The sequence below is a fragment of the Thermanaerothrix daxensis genome (assembly GCF_001306145.1).
Classification (GTDB): domain Bacteria; phylum Chloroflexota; class Anaerolineae; order Anaerolineales; family Anaerolineaceae; genus Thermanaerothrix; species Thermanaerothrix daxensis.
The window spans coordinates 45,187-60,229 of record NZ_LGKO01000003.1 but is presented as its reverse complement, the minus strand read 5'-3'; the positions used below and the strand labels follow the sequence as shown (position 1 = coordinate 60,229).

12 protein-coding genes are annotated in these 15,043 nt (G+C 54.1%); 7 read left to right on the top strand and 5 right to left on the bottom strand.

Translation table 11 applies throughout. The annotated features are described in order from the left end of the window. Window positions 1-18 precede the first annotated feature (18 nt). On the top strand, window positions 19-786 hold the full coding sequence (locus tag SE15_RS06900) for an HAD-IIA family hydrolase (protein WP_054521390.1): 768 nt from the start codon (window positions 19-21) through the stop codon (window positions 784-786). On the opposite strand, the gene SE15_RS06895 is transcribed toward SE15_RS06900, so the two are convergent. Beyond that, entirely contained in the window at window positions 783-3,806 is a 3,024-nt protein-coding gene (locus SE15_RS06895) for a diguanylate cyclase (RefSeq protein WP_083461780.1), read from the bottom strand. The genes SE15_RS06900 and SE15_RS06895 overlap by 4 nt on opposite strands. A gap of 252 nt (window positions 3,807-4,058) precedes the next feature. Here SE15_RS06895 and SE15_RS06890 point away from each other — a divergent pair, with 252 nt between their 5' ends. The 5 genes from SE15_RS06890 (at window position 4,059) to SE15_RS06870 (ending at window position 8,941) form a co-directional block, all read left to right on the top strand. Further along, window positions 4,059-4,937, top strand: coding sequence for a TIGR03619 family F420-dependent LLM class oxidoreductase (locus SE15_RS06890; RefSeq protein WP_054521388.1), 879 nt, complete (start codon window positions 4,059-4,061; stop codon window positions 4,935-4,937). 17 nt (window positions 4,938-4,954) lie between these two features. After that, window positions 4,955-5,974 carry a hypothetical protein gene (locus tag SE15_RS06885; protein ID WP_054521387.1) on the top strand — a complete coding sequence of 340 codons (1,020 nt, stop codon included), beginning with the start codon at window positions 4,955-4,957 and terminating at the stop codon, window positions 5,972-5,974. A 2-nt stretch (window positions 5,975-5,976) separates the two neighbouring features. Continuing rightward, window positions 5,977-6,819, top strand: a complete 843-nt coding sequence (locus SE15_RS06880; RefSeq protein WP_054521386.1) for a class I SAM-dependent methyltransferase — start codon at window positions 5,977-5,979, stop codon at window positions 6,817-6,819. 25 nt (window positions 6,820-6,844) lie between these two features. Next, window positions 6,845-8,005: a glycosyltransferase gene (locus tag SE15_RS06875; protein WP_054521385.1), complete on the top strand. Its 1,161-nt coding sequence runs from the start codon at window positions 6,845-6,847 to the stop codon at window positions 8,003-8,005. A 120-nt stretch (window positions 8,006-8,125) separates the two neighbouring features. Beyond that, the gene (locus SE15_RS06870; protein ID WP_152965566.1) at window positions 8,126-8,941 is read left to right on the top strand and encodes a hypothetical protein; all 816 of its coding nucleotides are present in this window, start codon (window positions 8,126-8,128) and stop codon (window positions 8,939-8,941) included. Window position 8,942: 1 nt separating this feature from the next. On the opposite strand, the gene SE15_RS06865 is transcribed toward SE15_RS06870, so the two are convergent. The 4 genes from SE15_RS06865 to SE15_RS14475 form a co-directional block, all read right to left on the bottom strand. Further along, complete coding sequence (locus SE15_RS06865; protein WP_054521383.1) at window positions 8,943-9,668, bottom strand: class I SAM-dependent methyltransferase; 726 nt, start codon at window positions 9,666-9,668, stop codon at window positions 8,943-8,945. A 167-nt stretch (window positions 9,669-9,835) separates the two neighbouring features. Further along, the gene (locus SE15_RS06860; RefSeq protein WP_054521382.1) at window positions 9,836-11,743 is read right to left on the bottom strand and encodes a sulfatase-like hydrolase/transferase; all 1,908 of its coding nucleotides are present in this window, start codon (window positions 11,741-11,743) and stop codon (window positions 9,836-9,838) included. Window positions 11,744-11,749: 6 nt separating this feature from the next. After that, window positions 11,750-13,165: a class I SAM-dependent methyltransferase gene (locus SE15_RS06855; RefSeq protein WP_054521381.1), complete on the bottom strand. Its 1,416-nt coding sequence runs from the start codon at window positions 13,163-13,165 to the stop codon at window positions 11,750-11,752. Then, window positions 13,149-13,292 carry a hypothetical protein gene (locus SE15_RS14475; protein ID WP_160316681.1) on the bottom strand — a complete coding sequence of 48 codons (144 nt, stop codon included), beginning with the start codon at window positions 13,290-13,292 and terminating at the stop codon, window positions 13,149-13,151. Before SE15_RS14475 ends, SE15_RS06855 begins: the two co-directional genes overlap by 17 nt. Before the next feature lie 269 nt (window positions 13,293-13,561). On the opposite strand from SE15_RS14475, the gene SE15_RS06850 reads away from it, so the two are divergent. Next, a complete protein-coding gene (locus SE15_RS06850) occupies window positions 13,562-15,019 on the top strand; it encodes a hypothetical protein (protein WP_152965565.1) in 1,458 nt (485 codons plus the stop codon). The last annotated feature ends 24 nt before the right edge of the window (window positions 15,020-15,043 follow it).

Here is a 15,043-nt window from a genome sequence, read left to right as displayed (position 1 = left end):
TGTTTTGGGAGGGACATTATGCCAACCGCTAAGGCATTTTTGATTGATATGGATGGTGTGCTCATCAGTGGATCAGCCATGATTCCCGGTGCAGATCAATTTATTGCGCGCCTGCGCAAAAAAGGTCTCCCGTTTTTGGTCCTGACCAATAATTCCATGTACACCCCGGCAGATCTGGCCCATCGCCTGCAGCACCTAGGTTTGGAAATCACCAAAGACCAGATTTTTACTTCTGCGATGGCCACCGCCCGCTTTGTGGCTTCGCAGAAGCCTCAGGGCAAAGCCTTTGTGATTGGGGAAAGCGGTCTACAAGTTGCTCTGCATGAAGTGGGCTATATTCAGACGGATATTGATCCCGATTACGTCATTTTGGGGGAAACCCATTCTTACCACTTAGAACACATTACCAAAGCAGTGCGCCTGGTACTGGCTGGGGCGCGCTTTATTGCTACCAATCCCGATCCCACCGGGCCGGGGGAGGGCGGCATTGTGCCGGCCTGCGGGGCAATGGCGGCGCTGATCGAGCGCGCTACCAGGCGTTCTCCATTCTTTATTGGTAAGCCCAATCCCTTCATGATGCGCTCGGCGTTGAATTACCTGGGGGTGCATTCGGAAGATACGGTTATGATCGGCGACCGCATGGACACGGATATTCTGGCCGGCACCCAAACCGGCCTGCAGACCATTCTGGTGCTGAGCGGTGTGACGCGGTTAGAAGATGTGGAGAAGTTCCCTTACCGCCCCCACCGGATTTTCAACTCAGTGGCGGAAATTCCCCTGGATTAGGTGGCAGCCCCGTGGGTTCTGATCCAGGGGGGCAGGGCGGGGGCGCCGTTCAGCCAGAGGGCTATGCGTCCCTTGCCCTGGGTTTTGGCCCAGTACAGGGCGCGGTCAGCCCGTTCAATCAGATCATCCAGGGAAAGACAGGTGGCATCCATCTCGGCCACACCGATGCTCGTGGCAATGGGGAAGGCCTGTTCGCCGTTGCGGATTATTTCCTCAGCCAGGCTCTGGCGCAGGCGTTCGGCCACCCGGATGGCTTTATCCAGAGGCGTTTCGGGTAGCAGGACGATGAATTCATCCCCGCCGTAGCGCGCAGCAATATCGGGCTGGCGCAACTGCTGGCGCATTTTCTGTCCCACCATCTGGAGCAGACGGTCGCCCATCAGGTGTCCTCCGCTGTCGTTAACCTCTTTGAGATTATCCACATCTAGGATGAAGAGGGAGAGGGTGGAGCCGTAGCGGCGAGCGCGGGCAAATTCGCGCTGGGCCAGGTCGAAGAAGTGGCGCCGGTTGGCCAGCCCGGTCAGGGCATCGGTGGTGGCGGCTTGCTGCACCTGCTCGAAGAGGCGCGCGTTTTCGAGGGCAATGGCTGCCTGGTTGGCAAACGCCTGAGCCAGGCGGGCGTGCTCCTCGGTGTAGGCGCCGGGGGTGTAACTATCTATGGTCAGGTAGCCAATGGGCTGACCGTGCGCCAGCATGGGCAACCCGATCCAGCCGCGGATCTTTTCTACCTCACCCCAGCGTTGAAAGCGCGGGTCTTGTTGAGCATCGTAGAGCACCACTGGCCGACCGGTGCGGAAGGCTTCTTCCACCAGGGGGTTGCCGGCCGGGAAGCGGTGGCCGATTAACTTTTCAGGATGGGCGAAGCCCGAGCCGCGAACCAGGCGGACGTAACCCTTTTCCAGCAGGAAGACGGCGCAACTGTCGTAAGGGATGACCCGGCGCAGATTGGCAATGATCAGATCCAGTACTTGGTCCAGATCAAGGGCGGCTGTGACGGCTGCCGTGGCCTCGCGCAGGGTTTCGGCTTCCAACGCGCGGCGCTGGGCTTCGGCAAACAGGCGTGCGTTCTGCAACGCAATCCCGGCGTGGCTGGCGAAGATCATCAGCATCTCAGCGTGTTCGGGCCGGTAAAAGTCGGGCTGGGTTTTTTCCAGCGAGAAAAAGCCGATCACCTCGCCATGGGCGATGATGGGTGCTCCCACCCACGAGCGGATGTAGCTGGTCTCCTTCAGTACAATCCAATTGGGGTCACGGCTTGCGTCGGGAATGATCAGGGGTTGTTTGTTCAGGCTCATCCAGACGAAGTTTTGCCCCCATTCCAGGTTGAAGACGAAATTGCGCACTGCCTGGGCGACCTCCGGGCCGAACTGCTCGTAGCCGCGCATGTTCGCCACGTAGGCTTTGCCGTCTTCGCGAAAGAGGATGACACTCCCCGAATCGTAGGGGATGACCTGGGCGACCTGTTCCAAAAGCCGGTCGAGGACCTCGCTGAAGTCCAGGCTGGCGGTGACGGTGAGCGCAGCCTGGCGCAGGGCCTGGGCCAGTTCGCGCTGGCGGCGCTCCTCCTGCGCTACGAATGCCAGTTCCTCTTGCGCTGTTTTAAACGCGGTGATGTCGCGCACCAGCCCCAGAATTTCCAGGCGTTCTTCGCCGTTACGGCCAAAGCGCAAAGCCGTGAGGGTAGCCTGCGCAAAAAAGCGCCGCCCCTCGGCATCTTGACCGGTGTATTCCAGATTTTTGACATCTCCTTCCCGGGTGACGGCATCAAGGACGGCTGTCAGGTAGGGGGCCTCTTCTGGCGCGGCAAATTCGGACCAGTGGCGGCCCAGGAGTGCCTGCTCGTCTCCCACGCTGAAAAGATGCACGGCTTGACGGTTGACCCAGGTGAAGCATCCCTCGGGATTGAGCAGGAAGATGGTCTCAGGAGAGGCTTCGATCAAGCGGCGGTAGCGCGCTTCGCTCTCCTGCAAGGCCTGTTCGATTGCCTTGCGTTGGGTGATGTTGTGCAGGCGCAGTAGCGCCCCAACCCGGTGTCCACCCGGGGTGCGAATGGGGATGTGGTGGATTTCGGCCCAGCAGCCCGGACGGGGTTGAATCTCCAGACTGGCGGATTCTGAGGAGACGGATTGCATCCACATGACCAATTGCGGCCAGGGGTGCAGCGCCTCGCCAACCGACTGCCCAACGACCGCTTGGGCTTCTACTTGGAGCATGCGGCAGGCGGCAGGGTTGAGATCCAGGATGCGTCCGGTGGAGTCCAGCACCAGCAAGCCCTCATCCATGACCTCGATCACCTTCTCGCGCGCCAGGGGGGTGAGGGCGCTTGGAGAGGTGCGGTAAAGTCCAAAGAGCAAGATGGCACCGCAGAAGAGCAGGGCAATGGGGGTTGGGTCGAGGGGTAAGACGGGAAGCAGAAGATTACTGAGGCGCAGGAGGTTGACCAGCCAGGGCAGGCCGATGGCGATCAGGAAGAAGGGGGCTTGGGCGCGGTAGAAGGCGGAGTGGTGAATGAGGGTGAAAAGGAGCCAAACCGTGCCGACCAAGAGCAACCCGTAAGAATAGACTGTGTGCAGCCAAAACAGGGGGCCGTAGGCGCGCTGGAGGATGGGCAGGCCGTTCCACAGCGTCCATTCCAGGCGGATGTAAAAAGCATGGTGCGAAGCATTTGTCCACAGGGCCAGTTGGACCAGCAAAGGTTCGATGGCCAGGGCCGCCAGCAGGCGCCCCGGGCGGCGGGGCAGGCGTTCGGTGTAGGCCAGTGCAAAAAGCAACCACCCTGCGGGGACCACGCCGACACCGATGAAGCCCAGGTGGTTCAGGGCAACGGCGAGGGACTCCGACGGGCTGGCCAGTTCTAGGCTGTAGAGACCCATCCACAGCGCCAGCCCCATAAAGAGGGCACTCAGGGCGGCGGCACCCCGGGCGGGGCGCCGCGACCAGGCCAGCCACCCTAATAGTAGTGCTGCGCCTGTTGCGAGCAGGAGGAAGAGGGAAAGCGGAGAAAAATGCCAGGAGCTCACCGGGTTAGCGTCAAACCTGCGGGGTGGTGTGGTGGGAGGTCAAGCAGTGTGGATGTAGCGCAGTGCGGTGCAAGAGGAATGCCGGGGTTCACCCTCCGCACCTGTGAAGTTGATCTCATTATATCATCATAATCGCAGGGGGAATGGCTTTGAGAGAACCGCATCAGGGGGTGATGCAGAGGGGGGTGAGGCCGTGCTATAATCGAGCCAGATACGGCATGGTCGTGAATCTTTGGGGCAAGGAGGTAGGGCGTGGAATTTGGGGTGGCTTTACCCTCTTACGGCGCGCAAGCCACGCGCCTGAGCATCCTGGATACGGCTCTGGCCGCCGAAGGACTGGGTTTTGATCACGTATGGGTGCCCGATCACCTGGCTCTGCCCAAGGCCGATGCCGAGCGTTTTGGGCACATTTTTGAGGCGATTACCACGCTGGCCTACCTTGCGGGCAGTACCCGCCGCATTGGGCTGGGAGTTTCGGCCCTGGTGTTGCCTCAGCGCAATCCCCTGGAGGTGGCTAAGCAAATTGCCACGTTGGATGTGCTCTCGGGGGGGCGGGTGAACCTGGCCGTGGCGGTGGGCTGGTCGGCGGGCGAGTATGCTAATCTGGGGTATGAGTTTCACAACCGCGGCACACGCATGGACGATGCCATCAAGGTGCTGCGCACTCTGTGGCGGGGTGGACGGGTGATTTCTTACCAGGGGCCGTTTTATCGCTTTGAGCAGGTGGTTTTCTCGCCCCCGCCGGTGCAAAGCGGGGGGCCGCGCTTGTGGGTGGCTGGCGATTCGCCGCGCGCGCTGCGCCGCGCTGTGCTGTTGGGAGATGGCTGGCACCCCAATGCGCTCTCACCGCAGGCGTTGGCTACGGCGCTGGAGCAGGTGCGTCCTCTGTTGGGAGGTCGTCCGTTTGATGTGGTGGTGCGCACGCGCCTGATGTTCGATCAGCCGCCGGCGGCAGAGGGCTACCTAGGTGGCGATGCAGAGGCAATCATCGGGCAACTGCGCGCCTTCCGGGAAGCCGGTGCGACGGGTGTGGTGATCACCTTCCAGGCGGAGACCCAGGCCGAGCGCGAACGCGCCCTGCGCCGATTTGCCCAAGAGGTGATGCCGGCCCTGCGGGGATCGGGAGCGTAAAAAGAGGGACGACGGACATGCTCAAACGGCATCATGGGGTATGGGCATTGCTGCTGGGCTGGGGCCTGGGGGGCCTGCTGGCCTGCCAGGCAGTTTCTCCATCTTCTGGCTTGCTGCCTACGCCCTCTTCGCCCCCCGCAACCCCCATGGCGGGGGAGACAACAACCGCCGGGCCGGAGACGGCGGTGACCCTGCCCTTTGCCGCGCTGCCCAGCGCTACCCCCAGCCTCACGGCGACTCCACTGCCACCTACTGACACCCCCGAGCCCACGTTCACCCCCAGCCCCACTTACCCGCCGGGCTGGCGCCCTTCGCCCACGCGCTGGCGTTATGTGACGCGCACGCCGACCATCACCCCGACCCCTACGCCACCCCCACCGGCGATGCGCATTAACCGCCCGGGTCCCTATTCGAAACTGGTCTCGCCCATTCAGGTGGAAGCGCTCATCAGCCCCGGCGAGGATGGGTATGTCTACGTGGACCTGATTGGAGAGGACGGGCGCTACCTGGTGCGCCAGGCGTTGGATTTTCGTGCCTACCGCGATCGGCGCTTCTACATTGCCCCGGAGATTCCCTTTGAGATCGCGACGCCGGCAGAGGTGGCACGGTTGGTGATCTACACGCTGGACCGCTTCGGACGCACGATCTACTTGTGCTCAAGCGAGGTGGTGCTGCAGCAACTGGGGCGCAACGTGTTGGAGCCGGTGCGCGTGGATGTGGAGCCTTTCCTGGTGCGTTCGCCGCGCGAGGGCGAGACGGTGCGCGGCGGTGTGCTGGTGGTGCGTGGGGTGGTGCGTCCCCTGACCGGTAAGCCGGTCCTGATCGAATTGATCGCGCCGGATGGGCAGGTGGTGGGCTCCGCCGAGGTGACCCCCGGCATGCCCTACGGCGATTTGAGTCATGTGCCCTTTGAGGCCTATGTGCCGTACACGGTGAGCGGGCCGACCGAGGTGCGCCTGACCCTGCGGCAGGAGAGCGACACGCGCATTCCGGGGACGGTGGCCCTCAATTCCTGGCTGATCACGGTGGCGCCGTAAGCATGAGCGGTTCGGTGGTTCTCTCGCACTATCAGGCGGCGGCGTGGCTGGCGGCGCGCGGGCAAGTGGCGGTTCTACGCACCTCGCTGGACCTGGGGCGTACCGAGGCAGAGGTGCGTTTGGGCGCGGAGGGGGTGGAACTGCCCACCGGCGAGCACCTGGACTGGGCGGCGGTGGCACGGGTGGCGGAGGATTTGAGCGGGTGCTACCGCCTGGAGGGGAAGGACCTGGTGCGCATTCAGGCGTTCTCATCCCGTACCGGGCGGGCTTACAGCCTTTACCCCACGCCCACGGCACCCACCCTGCTTATTTCGGGCATCCCGATGCACCGCATCAAGGGCACGGATCCCTGGCAGGATACGCTGAGCAAGGTGCGCGTGGCGAACCCGCGCGGGTGGGTGCTGGATACGTGCATGGGGCTGGGCTACACGGCCATTGCGGCGGCGCGCACGGCCGAGCGTGTGCTGACGATTGAACTGGACCCGGCGGTGGTGGCGCTGGCGCGTCAAAACCCCTGGTCGCAGCCGCTGTTTACCGACCCGCGCATTCAGGTGCTGATCGGCGATGGCGCTGAGTTACTGCCGGCGCTGGCGAGTGGAGTGTTCTCGTGCGTGATTCACGACCCGCCCACCTTTGCGCTGGCGGGCGAACTTTACACGCTGGAGTTTTACCGCGAGGTGATGCGGGTGCTGCGTCCGCGCGGGCGGATGTTTCACTACATCGGTGATCCGGAGAGCAAGAGCGGCCGTGCGGTCACGGCGCGGGTGCGCGAACGCCTGCGCCAGGCCGGCTTCCAGCGCCTTACCCCTGCCCCCCGCGCCTTCGGCCTCCTGGCCGAGAAGTGAGGGGAATGTCTTAAGGAGAGTTGTTGTGAAGGTTCTGATTGTTACAACAGCCTTTCCTCGATGGCTTGGAGATGGCAGAGGGAATTTTGTGTTTGAAGCCGCCAAGGCAATCAAGGGGCAAGGGTGGGATGTGAGAGTAATCGCCATGCACACCCCTGGAGCAAGTACACATGAGTGGATGGATGGTATTGAGGTAATTCGCCCTCGCTACTTGCCTGAGCCATGGGAGATCTTGGCTAGAGAAAGTGCCGGATTGCCTCAGGCGTGGCGAACAAACCCATGGACTAGATTAGCCATTATTCCCTTCTTGGTTACCCATGCTTTAGCTGTTATGCGATATGCTGCCGATGCCGATATTGTTCATGCTAACTGGACACTCTCGGGCATGATAACATGGCTCACTTATTGGTGGCATCGTAAACCTTTTGTTGTAACCGTTCATGGTAGTGATGTTTTTCAGGCCACAAAATCGAAATTAATCCGAGAAATGACCAGAATTGTTCTCTCTAGTCCGAAAACAAGGAACATCATTGCGGTTAGCGATGCCTTAGCAAATCATATGAAAAGGATGAATCTGCCCGGCGAGAAAATTTATGTTATCCCCGATGGGGTGGATGTTTCGTTCTTTCATCCCCCTGAAAGTGATTTTAGGGAAAATGAGATTCTGTATGTGGGATCTCTTACCTACCTAAAGGGCGTGGACATCTTAATACGTGCTTTTGCCAATTTAGAGGCAAAATGGGATTATAGACTTGTAATTGCAGGAGAGGGAACTTACCGGCATGAGTTAGAGACTCTCGTACATACCCTTGGATTGGAGAGAAAGGTTGAGTTTCTTGGCCCATTGAGCCGTGAGGAAGTTGCAAAACGGATGAGAAGAGCCAAAATCTTTGTTTTACCTTCGCGATCTGAGGGTTTGGGTGTAGTTTTACTCGAAGCATTGGCTTCAGGCACGCCATGTGTGGCTTCAAGGGAGGGAGGAATACCTGAAGTTATTACACCTGATGTAGGCCTATTATTTGAACCGGGGGATGTTGACGGATTAGTGAGAGCGATTTGCCAGTTGTTAGAACAAGACTTAAAGAAAATTGGAGAGAACGCAAGAAGAAAGGCGCTGGAGCACTATGATTGGAATAAAGTGGCCATGAAGATACTCCATGTTTACCGCGCAAGCCATTTTCGCTGATAAGGAAAGCTTTACAAACCCATGGGCAGACTACGAGACCGCTTAAGAATCTTAGGGCTGTTTATAGGGCTAAGTGTGCTTCTCTACCAGATGTATGATGGCATTAACACTGTGTCTGGCATGGACATTCTTCTGCAGCCTAAATTGTTGATTGCTTCTGTAGGATTAAGTACGTGGGCTATTTTTTGTCAAATATTTGCATGGTTAATCATTATGAGAGGAATAGGGGTCAACATTACCCTGAAGGACGCAATAAAAGGGTATGTATTAAACTTTCTGCCTCGATACATACCCGGTACTGTTTGGGGGTACCTAAGCCGGGCTACTTGGCTTAACAAGAGTTTTGGTGTCGAATATCAATTAACTCACTGGGGTTCGATAATTGAAGTCGTTATCGGGATAGAGTCATGTATGGTTATGCTTTCAGTTTACTTATTCTCACTTCTTCCGCTTAGATTGTGGTGGACACCTGCAAGTATCTTGCTATTTGTGCTACTAGGGTCCTGGTTTATTCTTAAGAAAATATCTCGGATTCCTTTCATGGGTGTATTTAAAAACCCTTTTTATGGACTCACTATTAGTATGAAAGGATGGTTAATGGCCACAACTGCATTATGGAGTAATTGGCTTATTTACGGAATGATCACAATTTTATATTTGAATTTTTATGGTTCGTATCCTCTTGGTATGCGCTCAATCCTGGAAACCTCTACAATTTTTAGTCTTTCTTGGTTGGGGGGGTTTATGGTATGGATCTTTCCTGCAGGTCTTGGTCCAAGAGATTTATTGTTGTCCAAAGGTATTAGCACAATCTTTAGCGTAACTCAAGCACAAGCAAACTTAATGGCTGTTATAATCCGGCTAACGATGATGTTTTCTGAATTGGTGTGGGCTATTGGAGGGATGATTACCGGTGGCTTGCGAATAACAGAATAGTTCACTTCTGAGGGCGCGCTTTCAGTATTATAAGATGGGCGAAATGGGGTAGCACTCGGCTCAGTATTTTCTCAATTGGGGAAACTAATTTGTAAAGATAACGAGTAAGATGCGCTGGGAGTCCTTTTCCCCGATAATGCATCGGTGGTAAAAACCAAACTCCCCTTACCATCTCGGCCTTGAACTCCGGAGATAACTCTTTCTTGTATTTCCATGTGGTTTTCCAGTCATCATATGGTTGGCCCGAAGAGTGGAAGGGACGATTGAGTAACCTCTCTCCAATCCATCGAGCTAGGCCAAACCAACTCAACCAGTTGGGAGAGCTTACTATGAGCACGCCATTCTTTTTCATTACACGGTAAATTTCGCGAACTGCAAGGCGTACGTTCGGAACGTGTTCTAAGACTTCTGAGCATACCACGGTCGGGAAGAAATCGCTTGGGAAAGGAATGTGGAGAAGATCTGCAACAAATAAATTTCCTCGCTCTGCTTCGATTTGTTTTATCGCATTATATGCAAGATCAAAGGCGAAAACTTTTTGGTCAGGTGCAACGACTTCTAGATCTTTTCCGCTTCCGCAACCCACAATCAAAAAAGGCCCCTGGGAATTACTGAGAAGATCTTTGATAGTTTGAATACGAAGCTGGTTGTATATATCGCGCGCAGGGTTAGGTGGTTCCTTTTGATTGTAGAGCCGTTCATAGAAATTCCGCTGGGAGATTTTCATTTTTTCTCTCTTTTCATAACAGTGAAATTCCGAGGGTTTTAAGTCCAGTGTTTGTAGGGCGAAGGTTCTTGGAAGGGGTCTCTTTCTAATCCGTCTTACCTACCCCGGACCGACAGTCAATCAGTTATATCACCCAATTCTTCAGAGTCCTCGAAGGCATGCCCTACTCAGGGGTGTTGAATATCGTCAAAACTTCCAAGACCAGAGGTATCAAAACCCCGTTCTTTTAAGTGTTCAACAATAAGAGTAAATACCTGTTCAGGAGGTAGGGGGGTACAGGTTGCTGTGCTGTCCTCGATTTGACCGCTCTCCCAAACGCGAGAATTCAACTTCAGTCGGTACCACCAATTGCAGGAGACGACTGAGATATAATCAATATTGTAAAATGGTGGCTTGATGGTTTCGGGTATCAGTTGACGAGTCTTGCTGTCCACCTTCACTTCATCACCTATGCCAGTGCTAAAAATAGGCCGAGGACCGGGATCGACACGCAAGACGGAGGCACCCTCCATCCACATGGGTTGAGGAATACCCAGGTAATCCAGTAAAGTAGGAGCAATGTCCAGACTTTGTACCTCGTCCTGGATGCGTCGCCGGTAAGCGTCTTGAGGAAAATGGATGATCCACGGTAGGCGTGTTGTGGCTTTCCATTGCTGACCGTGATCGCTAGCAACTATCAAAACAGTTTGATCTGCCAAACCATGGGTTTCGAGAGTATCAAGTAGGCGTCCCATCGCTTGGTCGAATTCCAGAATTGCGTCATCGTAGAAATCGGGATCCCATGCCTCTTGATCGTTTATGTTTTTCCCTTGTGAAAAGATCTGGGTCCCAGGATGAAATTTAGGCCCATGCGTACCCATCCAATGAATATGGGCAAAGACTGGTTTATCGGAGGTAATCAATATTTCGATCGCCTTTTCTAGCTTGTCTCGATCTTCCAGACTAAAAACTTCTGGGTTGGTAGGTACAAGAAGGCGATAATCCGTCATATCCTTGAGAAAGAAAATATGGCGCAGGCGATCAACGATGCGGTTGAGGATCTCATACATATAGTCTGCGCTATCTTCATCCAAGTATTTCTGAAGATTGGTTAACACAGGGCTTTGCGCAAAGATCACTCCATTGGCAATGTCAAATCCGGATTGGAAATTGAGCGCATATGCATCGACGTGGTGTGGCCAGGAGTATTGAACACCGAAATAACCATAACTCTTCAGGATATACGGCAGGTGTTCGAAAGCATCTTTATCCCTAAGTTTATCGGGACGGTAAATCACCCGCGTTGTCGTCGGATACTTGCCGGTCAATATGGAGACAACACTCCCCGCCGTATAAGCACAGTTTGAGTAAGCATTCTCGGCTACCAGAGATCGCTCGGCCAGTTGACGCAGATTTGGGGTGGTATCGCGCTGGTAGCCGTATACTGAGAGATGATTGGCGTTCAAACCGTCCGCTGTGATGAGGAGAATATGGGGCAACTTTTTGGTTGTCGGCGCATCCGGGTTGGCGTTGAGAGGACGTACCGCATGGGGCGGCACATATGTCAGCGCCAGCAAAAGAATCACCAAACCCGTCAGCGCAATGGGTGCGAATCGGAAGTAATGATTATGCCGGCGTTTTTCTTCCGAAATCAACCAGGCATTTACCTTACGCGTCCACCCGTACAGCATCCCCAGAAAAGCCAACATATACATCGCACGGGTCCAGCCGCTTGAGGTGGCAATTCCCCAATGAAAGAGGGTGTAAGTGAAGTTATCCACCAACAGGAGTGTGGTGCCACTTAGAATTCCTGCGGGGAGAAGCGTAGCGATGGGTTTTAACCATCTCCACTTAAGAATAAGCCAGAGCAGCCCTATGAATGCCAGAAGTGCAAACCCAATCGTACTAACGACCCCAAGACTCAACAAAAAAATGCGCACTTTTTGCAAAAGCGGCAAAATGGCGATCGAAGAGGGTTTCGTGATGATAAACAACCACTCCGAAAAGGTGTACACAATTGAAGCGGTAAATGTGAGCAGGAATAAGCCAGACCATGCTGGCTCTTCAGATGAAAATGGGGAGAGTTTTCTGAGCATAGATTCTCACACCTTGCGATAAAGCAATAACGTACGGGCGCTACCTTCAATGGGCATCTCTTTTTCTAACTGAAAATGACGGGCAAACGCTCTTTTAAACCCCTCTAGATGGTAATCGGGGAAAATATCTTCCCGAGACTGAAGCAATTTCTGAACTTGCGAATCCTCTTTGGGAACGAATTCCACCAGCAAATACCTGCCTAATCGGGCAAAAGTGGCCGCAAGGCGCTCCAATGGTACATTGTTCCCAATCGCAAGATGGTGCACCAGGGCTAGAGCCAACACCAAATCAGCGGGGCCGCGTTGGTAAAAAGATTCGCGCTCGGTATTGTCCCATCCGATAGCAGGTGAGGGATTGGTGAGGTCAATCACTAACGGAAGCAAAGAGGAATCGTGTTCTCGCTTGACCTGCTGATAATTCACTTCGACCGCTTCGGGATCATAATCTGCTGAAATCACCAATGCATTGCTGGAACCCGCTGCCACCCGGCTAAAGACCCCCGTATTGGCCCCCAGATCCCATACGAGGCGGGGAGCCAGGCGTTGTACTGTTTCCTGAACGTAACGCTTTTTGCTTTCAAAGGTCGTGTTCGTGTAATTGGTATGGTGATAATACTCCACCCAGCCTGTTTTTCGAATGGGTGCGTTCAAGCCACGCACCGTTGCCCCCAGGCTCTCGATCAACCCTATTAACCCTGCCTTGCTTAAACGCTTGCCAGGATAACGGGGGTTGTTGGGAGCCGGAGTCGCGGTAAACGCCACCTGCTGAGCGCGGGCGTGCAGGTGAACGTGGGTTAGCAGACCAAAATTGAAACGGGTGGAGCCTGGCAAAAGCCGACTCGCCAGATCGAGGGGAAGACCATCCATATGGACCATCAGAAGCCGTCCCAAACGCAAATCCACCCGACTCATCAACGCCAGAGGGGCAAGAAAGTGCTGGCAGAATTGCCGATATGCTACCCACGGCATACCCTCTTCATAAGCGGTGAAACTCAACGTGTCGATAAGAATGGGCTTGCCTTTGTGGAACTGAATATTATAGGCGCTGGCATCCTTGAGCATCATACCTGCCTGCAAGGCCTCCCGTTGAATGGAGAGGGTAAGCAGGGCAGCATCTTTAAGTTGTGAGAAACACCATTCATAAGGATAGGAAATGAAAGGAATTTCTTCCGGCTGAATCACCCGATAACAACTAGAGGGCTCTAAAGGATCCTCTTGCACTTCTTGATGGGGGATTAGCCAACCTCTTTCTACTAACCGCTGATATAACCCGGAAGCCATCAAGAGATCGTAGTCGCGGCGATAAACGGCATTGATCTGGCGAAACAATTGCCCCCTGCGACGAAAAATATATCCGCTCGGGTCACGAAAAGAAGCCGTGTGTTGTACCTGGCCGGATCCAGGCTCAGGGCTGAGGGTCATGAGGTTCTTTTTTACCAAACAGAGCCGAGATTCTCTTCCACAGCAACTTAATAGCCACCCCACCGCCCAAAATGGCGCCCAGGATGATTTGCAAAAGAACGCTTCCCGTCCCCGGATCTACGTACATATTATGGTCTCCTAAAAAGGTTGGTTTAAGATGCAAGCGCAAGATAGTATACTCCTTAGAAAAAAAGTGCGTCAAGATTCACCTAAGAGGATGCTTTTAAGAGCCGCATTTAGCATATTCCTGTAGGTTTCGGGAGGCTAAATGTTTTTTCTTACGAAGATTCTTGAAGATCTATTTTACCTGTACCCGGTAATCCGAAAGTATTATTGATTTTACTCGGGAACAAATATAGACTTATGAATAGATCTTTCGATTTGGAGGAAAACAGAATGAAACGTCTATTTGCACGAGCCGTGACAGTTGCTTTAATTTTAGTGCTAATAAGTTCAGTGGTTGTCCTTGCTGCTCCCCGATCCGCCGCTACTCCTAAGAGCCTTTCTACAAACTATACCTTGGTAAATATGGGGAAAGACAATGCTGTTGTGAATGTACAATACTACAAGGATGACGGTACTACCTGGCAGGCCAGTCCCGATAGCACCAGTTTTACTATTCCGGGTAACTTTGGCCAGAGAATTGTTGCCCAATACTTCGATACTACAATGAGCCCTGGAAGGGGGGCAGCCGTTATTCAATCGAGCCAACCTTTAGGGGCTGTGGTGCAGATATTAGCACGAAATCAAACCGCAACTTCAGGAGCATATAGTGGCTTTGTGAGCGGGAGCTCTAGGCTTTTTGTCCCGTTAGTGTCTAAAAACCGGGCCACTGCCAGCGGGACGGTTAATTCTCAAATTGTGATACAGAACATAGAGCAAACTGGGGATATCATGGTTGATATTCAGTTTGTTGCTCAGAGTGGCTACTCGGACTACACTAAGTCAGGGATTATTATTAAGCAGGGTAGCAGTTATTACTGGGATGCCACAGAAGAGAGTGGACTTCCCAATGGATGGACTGGTACCGCCGTTATTAATGTGCGTGATGGTAAAAAAGCAGTAGCGGTTTCTAATCGGTTTGCTGGAGCGAATGGGCTTTTAACTTTCAGCGCCTTCCCTCAGGAGTTGGCCTACACGGAGTGGGCTGTTCCATTGTTCGCCTCCCGCCTCGCTAATGGGCTTAGTGTGACGGTATCTATTCAAAACGTGAGCGGCTCAACTATAGGGGTGGGGGAGATTAGAATGGATTGCAAATCTTCGATTTCAACCCCAGCAAGTTTTTCGATTTCAAATTCAGAACAGGTTACCGATGGAGCTGCTTATTACTTCAATCCGGTTCAAGACCTGAATATTCCGGGTAATTGGTCGGGGGCTTGTCGGGTAATTTCTCCCAAGAATGTAGTGGTTATTGCCCAGATGCGTCGCCCTAATATCACCGAAGGGGTAGCAGCTTATGAGGCGTTCCGAACGGACAGCAGGGATACCAAGGTGGTCATTCCCCTTATGTCCAAGCGTCAGCCTAATGGATTCTCCACGGTGGCCACCATTCAGAATCTTGATCCCCTCAATGAGGCAAGGGTGAAGTTGACCTATACTCCCTCACCTACCTACCCGGGCAGCCAAACGCCCATTGTGCTCCGTAGAACGATTCCTGCAGGGGGAAATTTGATACAAAACCTTCGTTTTAGCGAAGTGTCGGAGATCCCAGATGGGTGGTATGGTACTTTGGTGGTTGAGCCAGATGATGGGCAACCTGGCCGCCCAATTGTTGGTTTTGTCCAGCTAACCAACTATCAAGATCCACCTATTGGAGATAAACTTATGGCTCATGATGCCTTTACGTTACCCTAAATGACGCGTTTTCCTTAGAGCTCT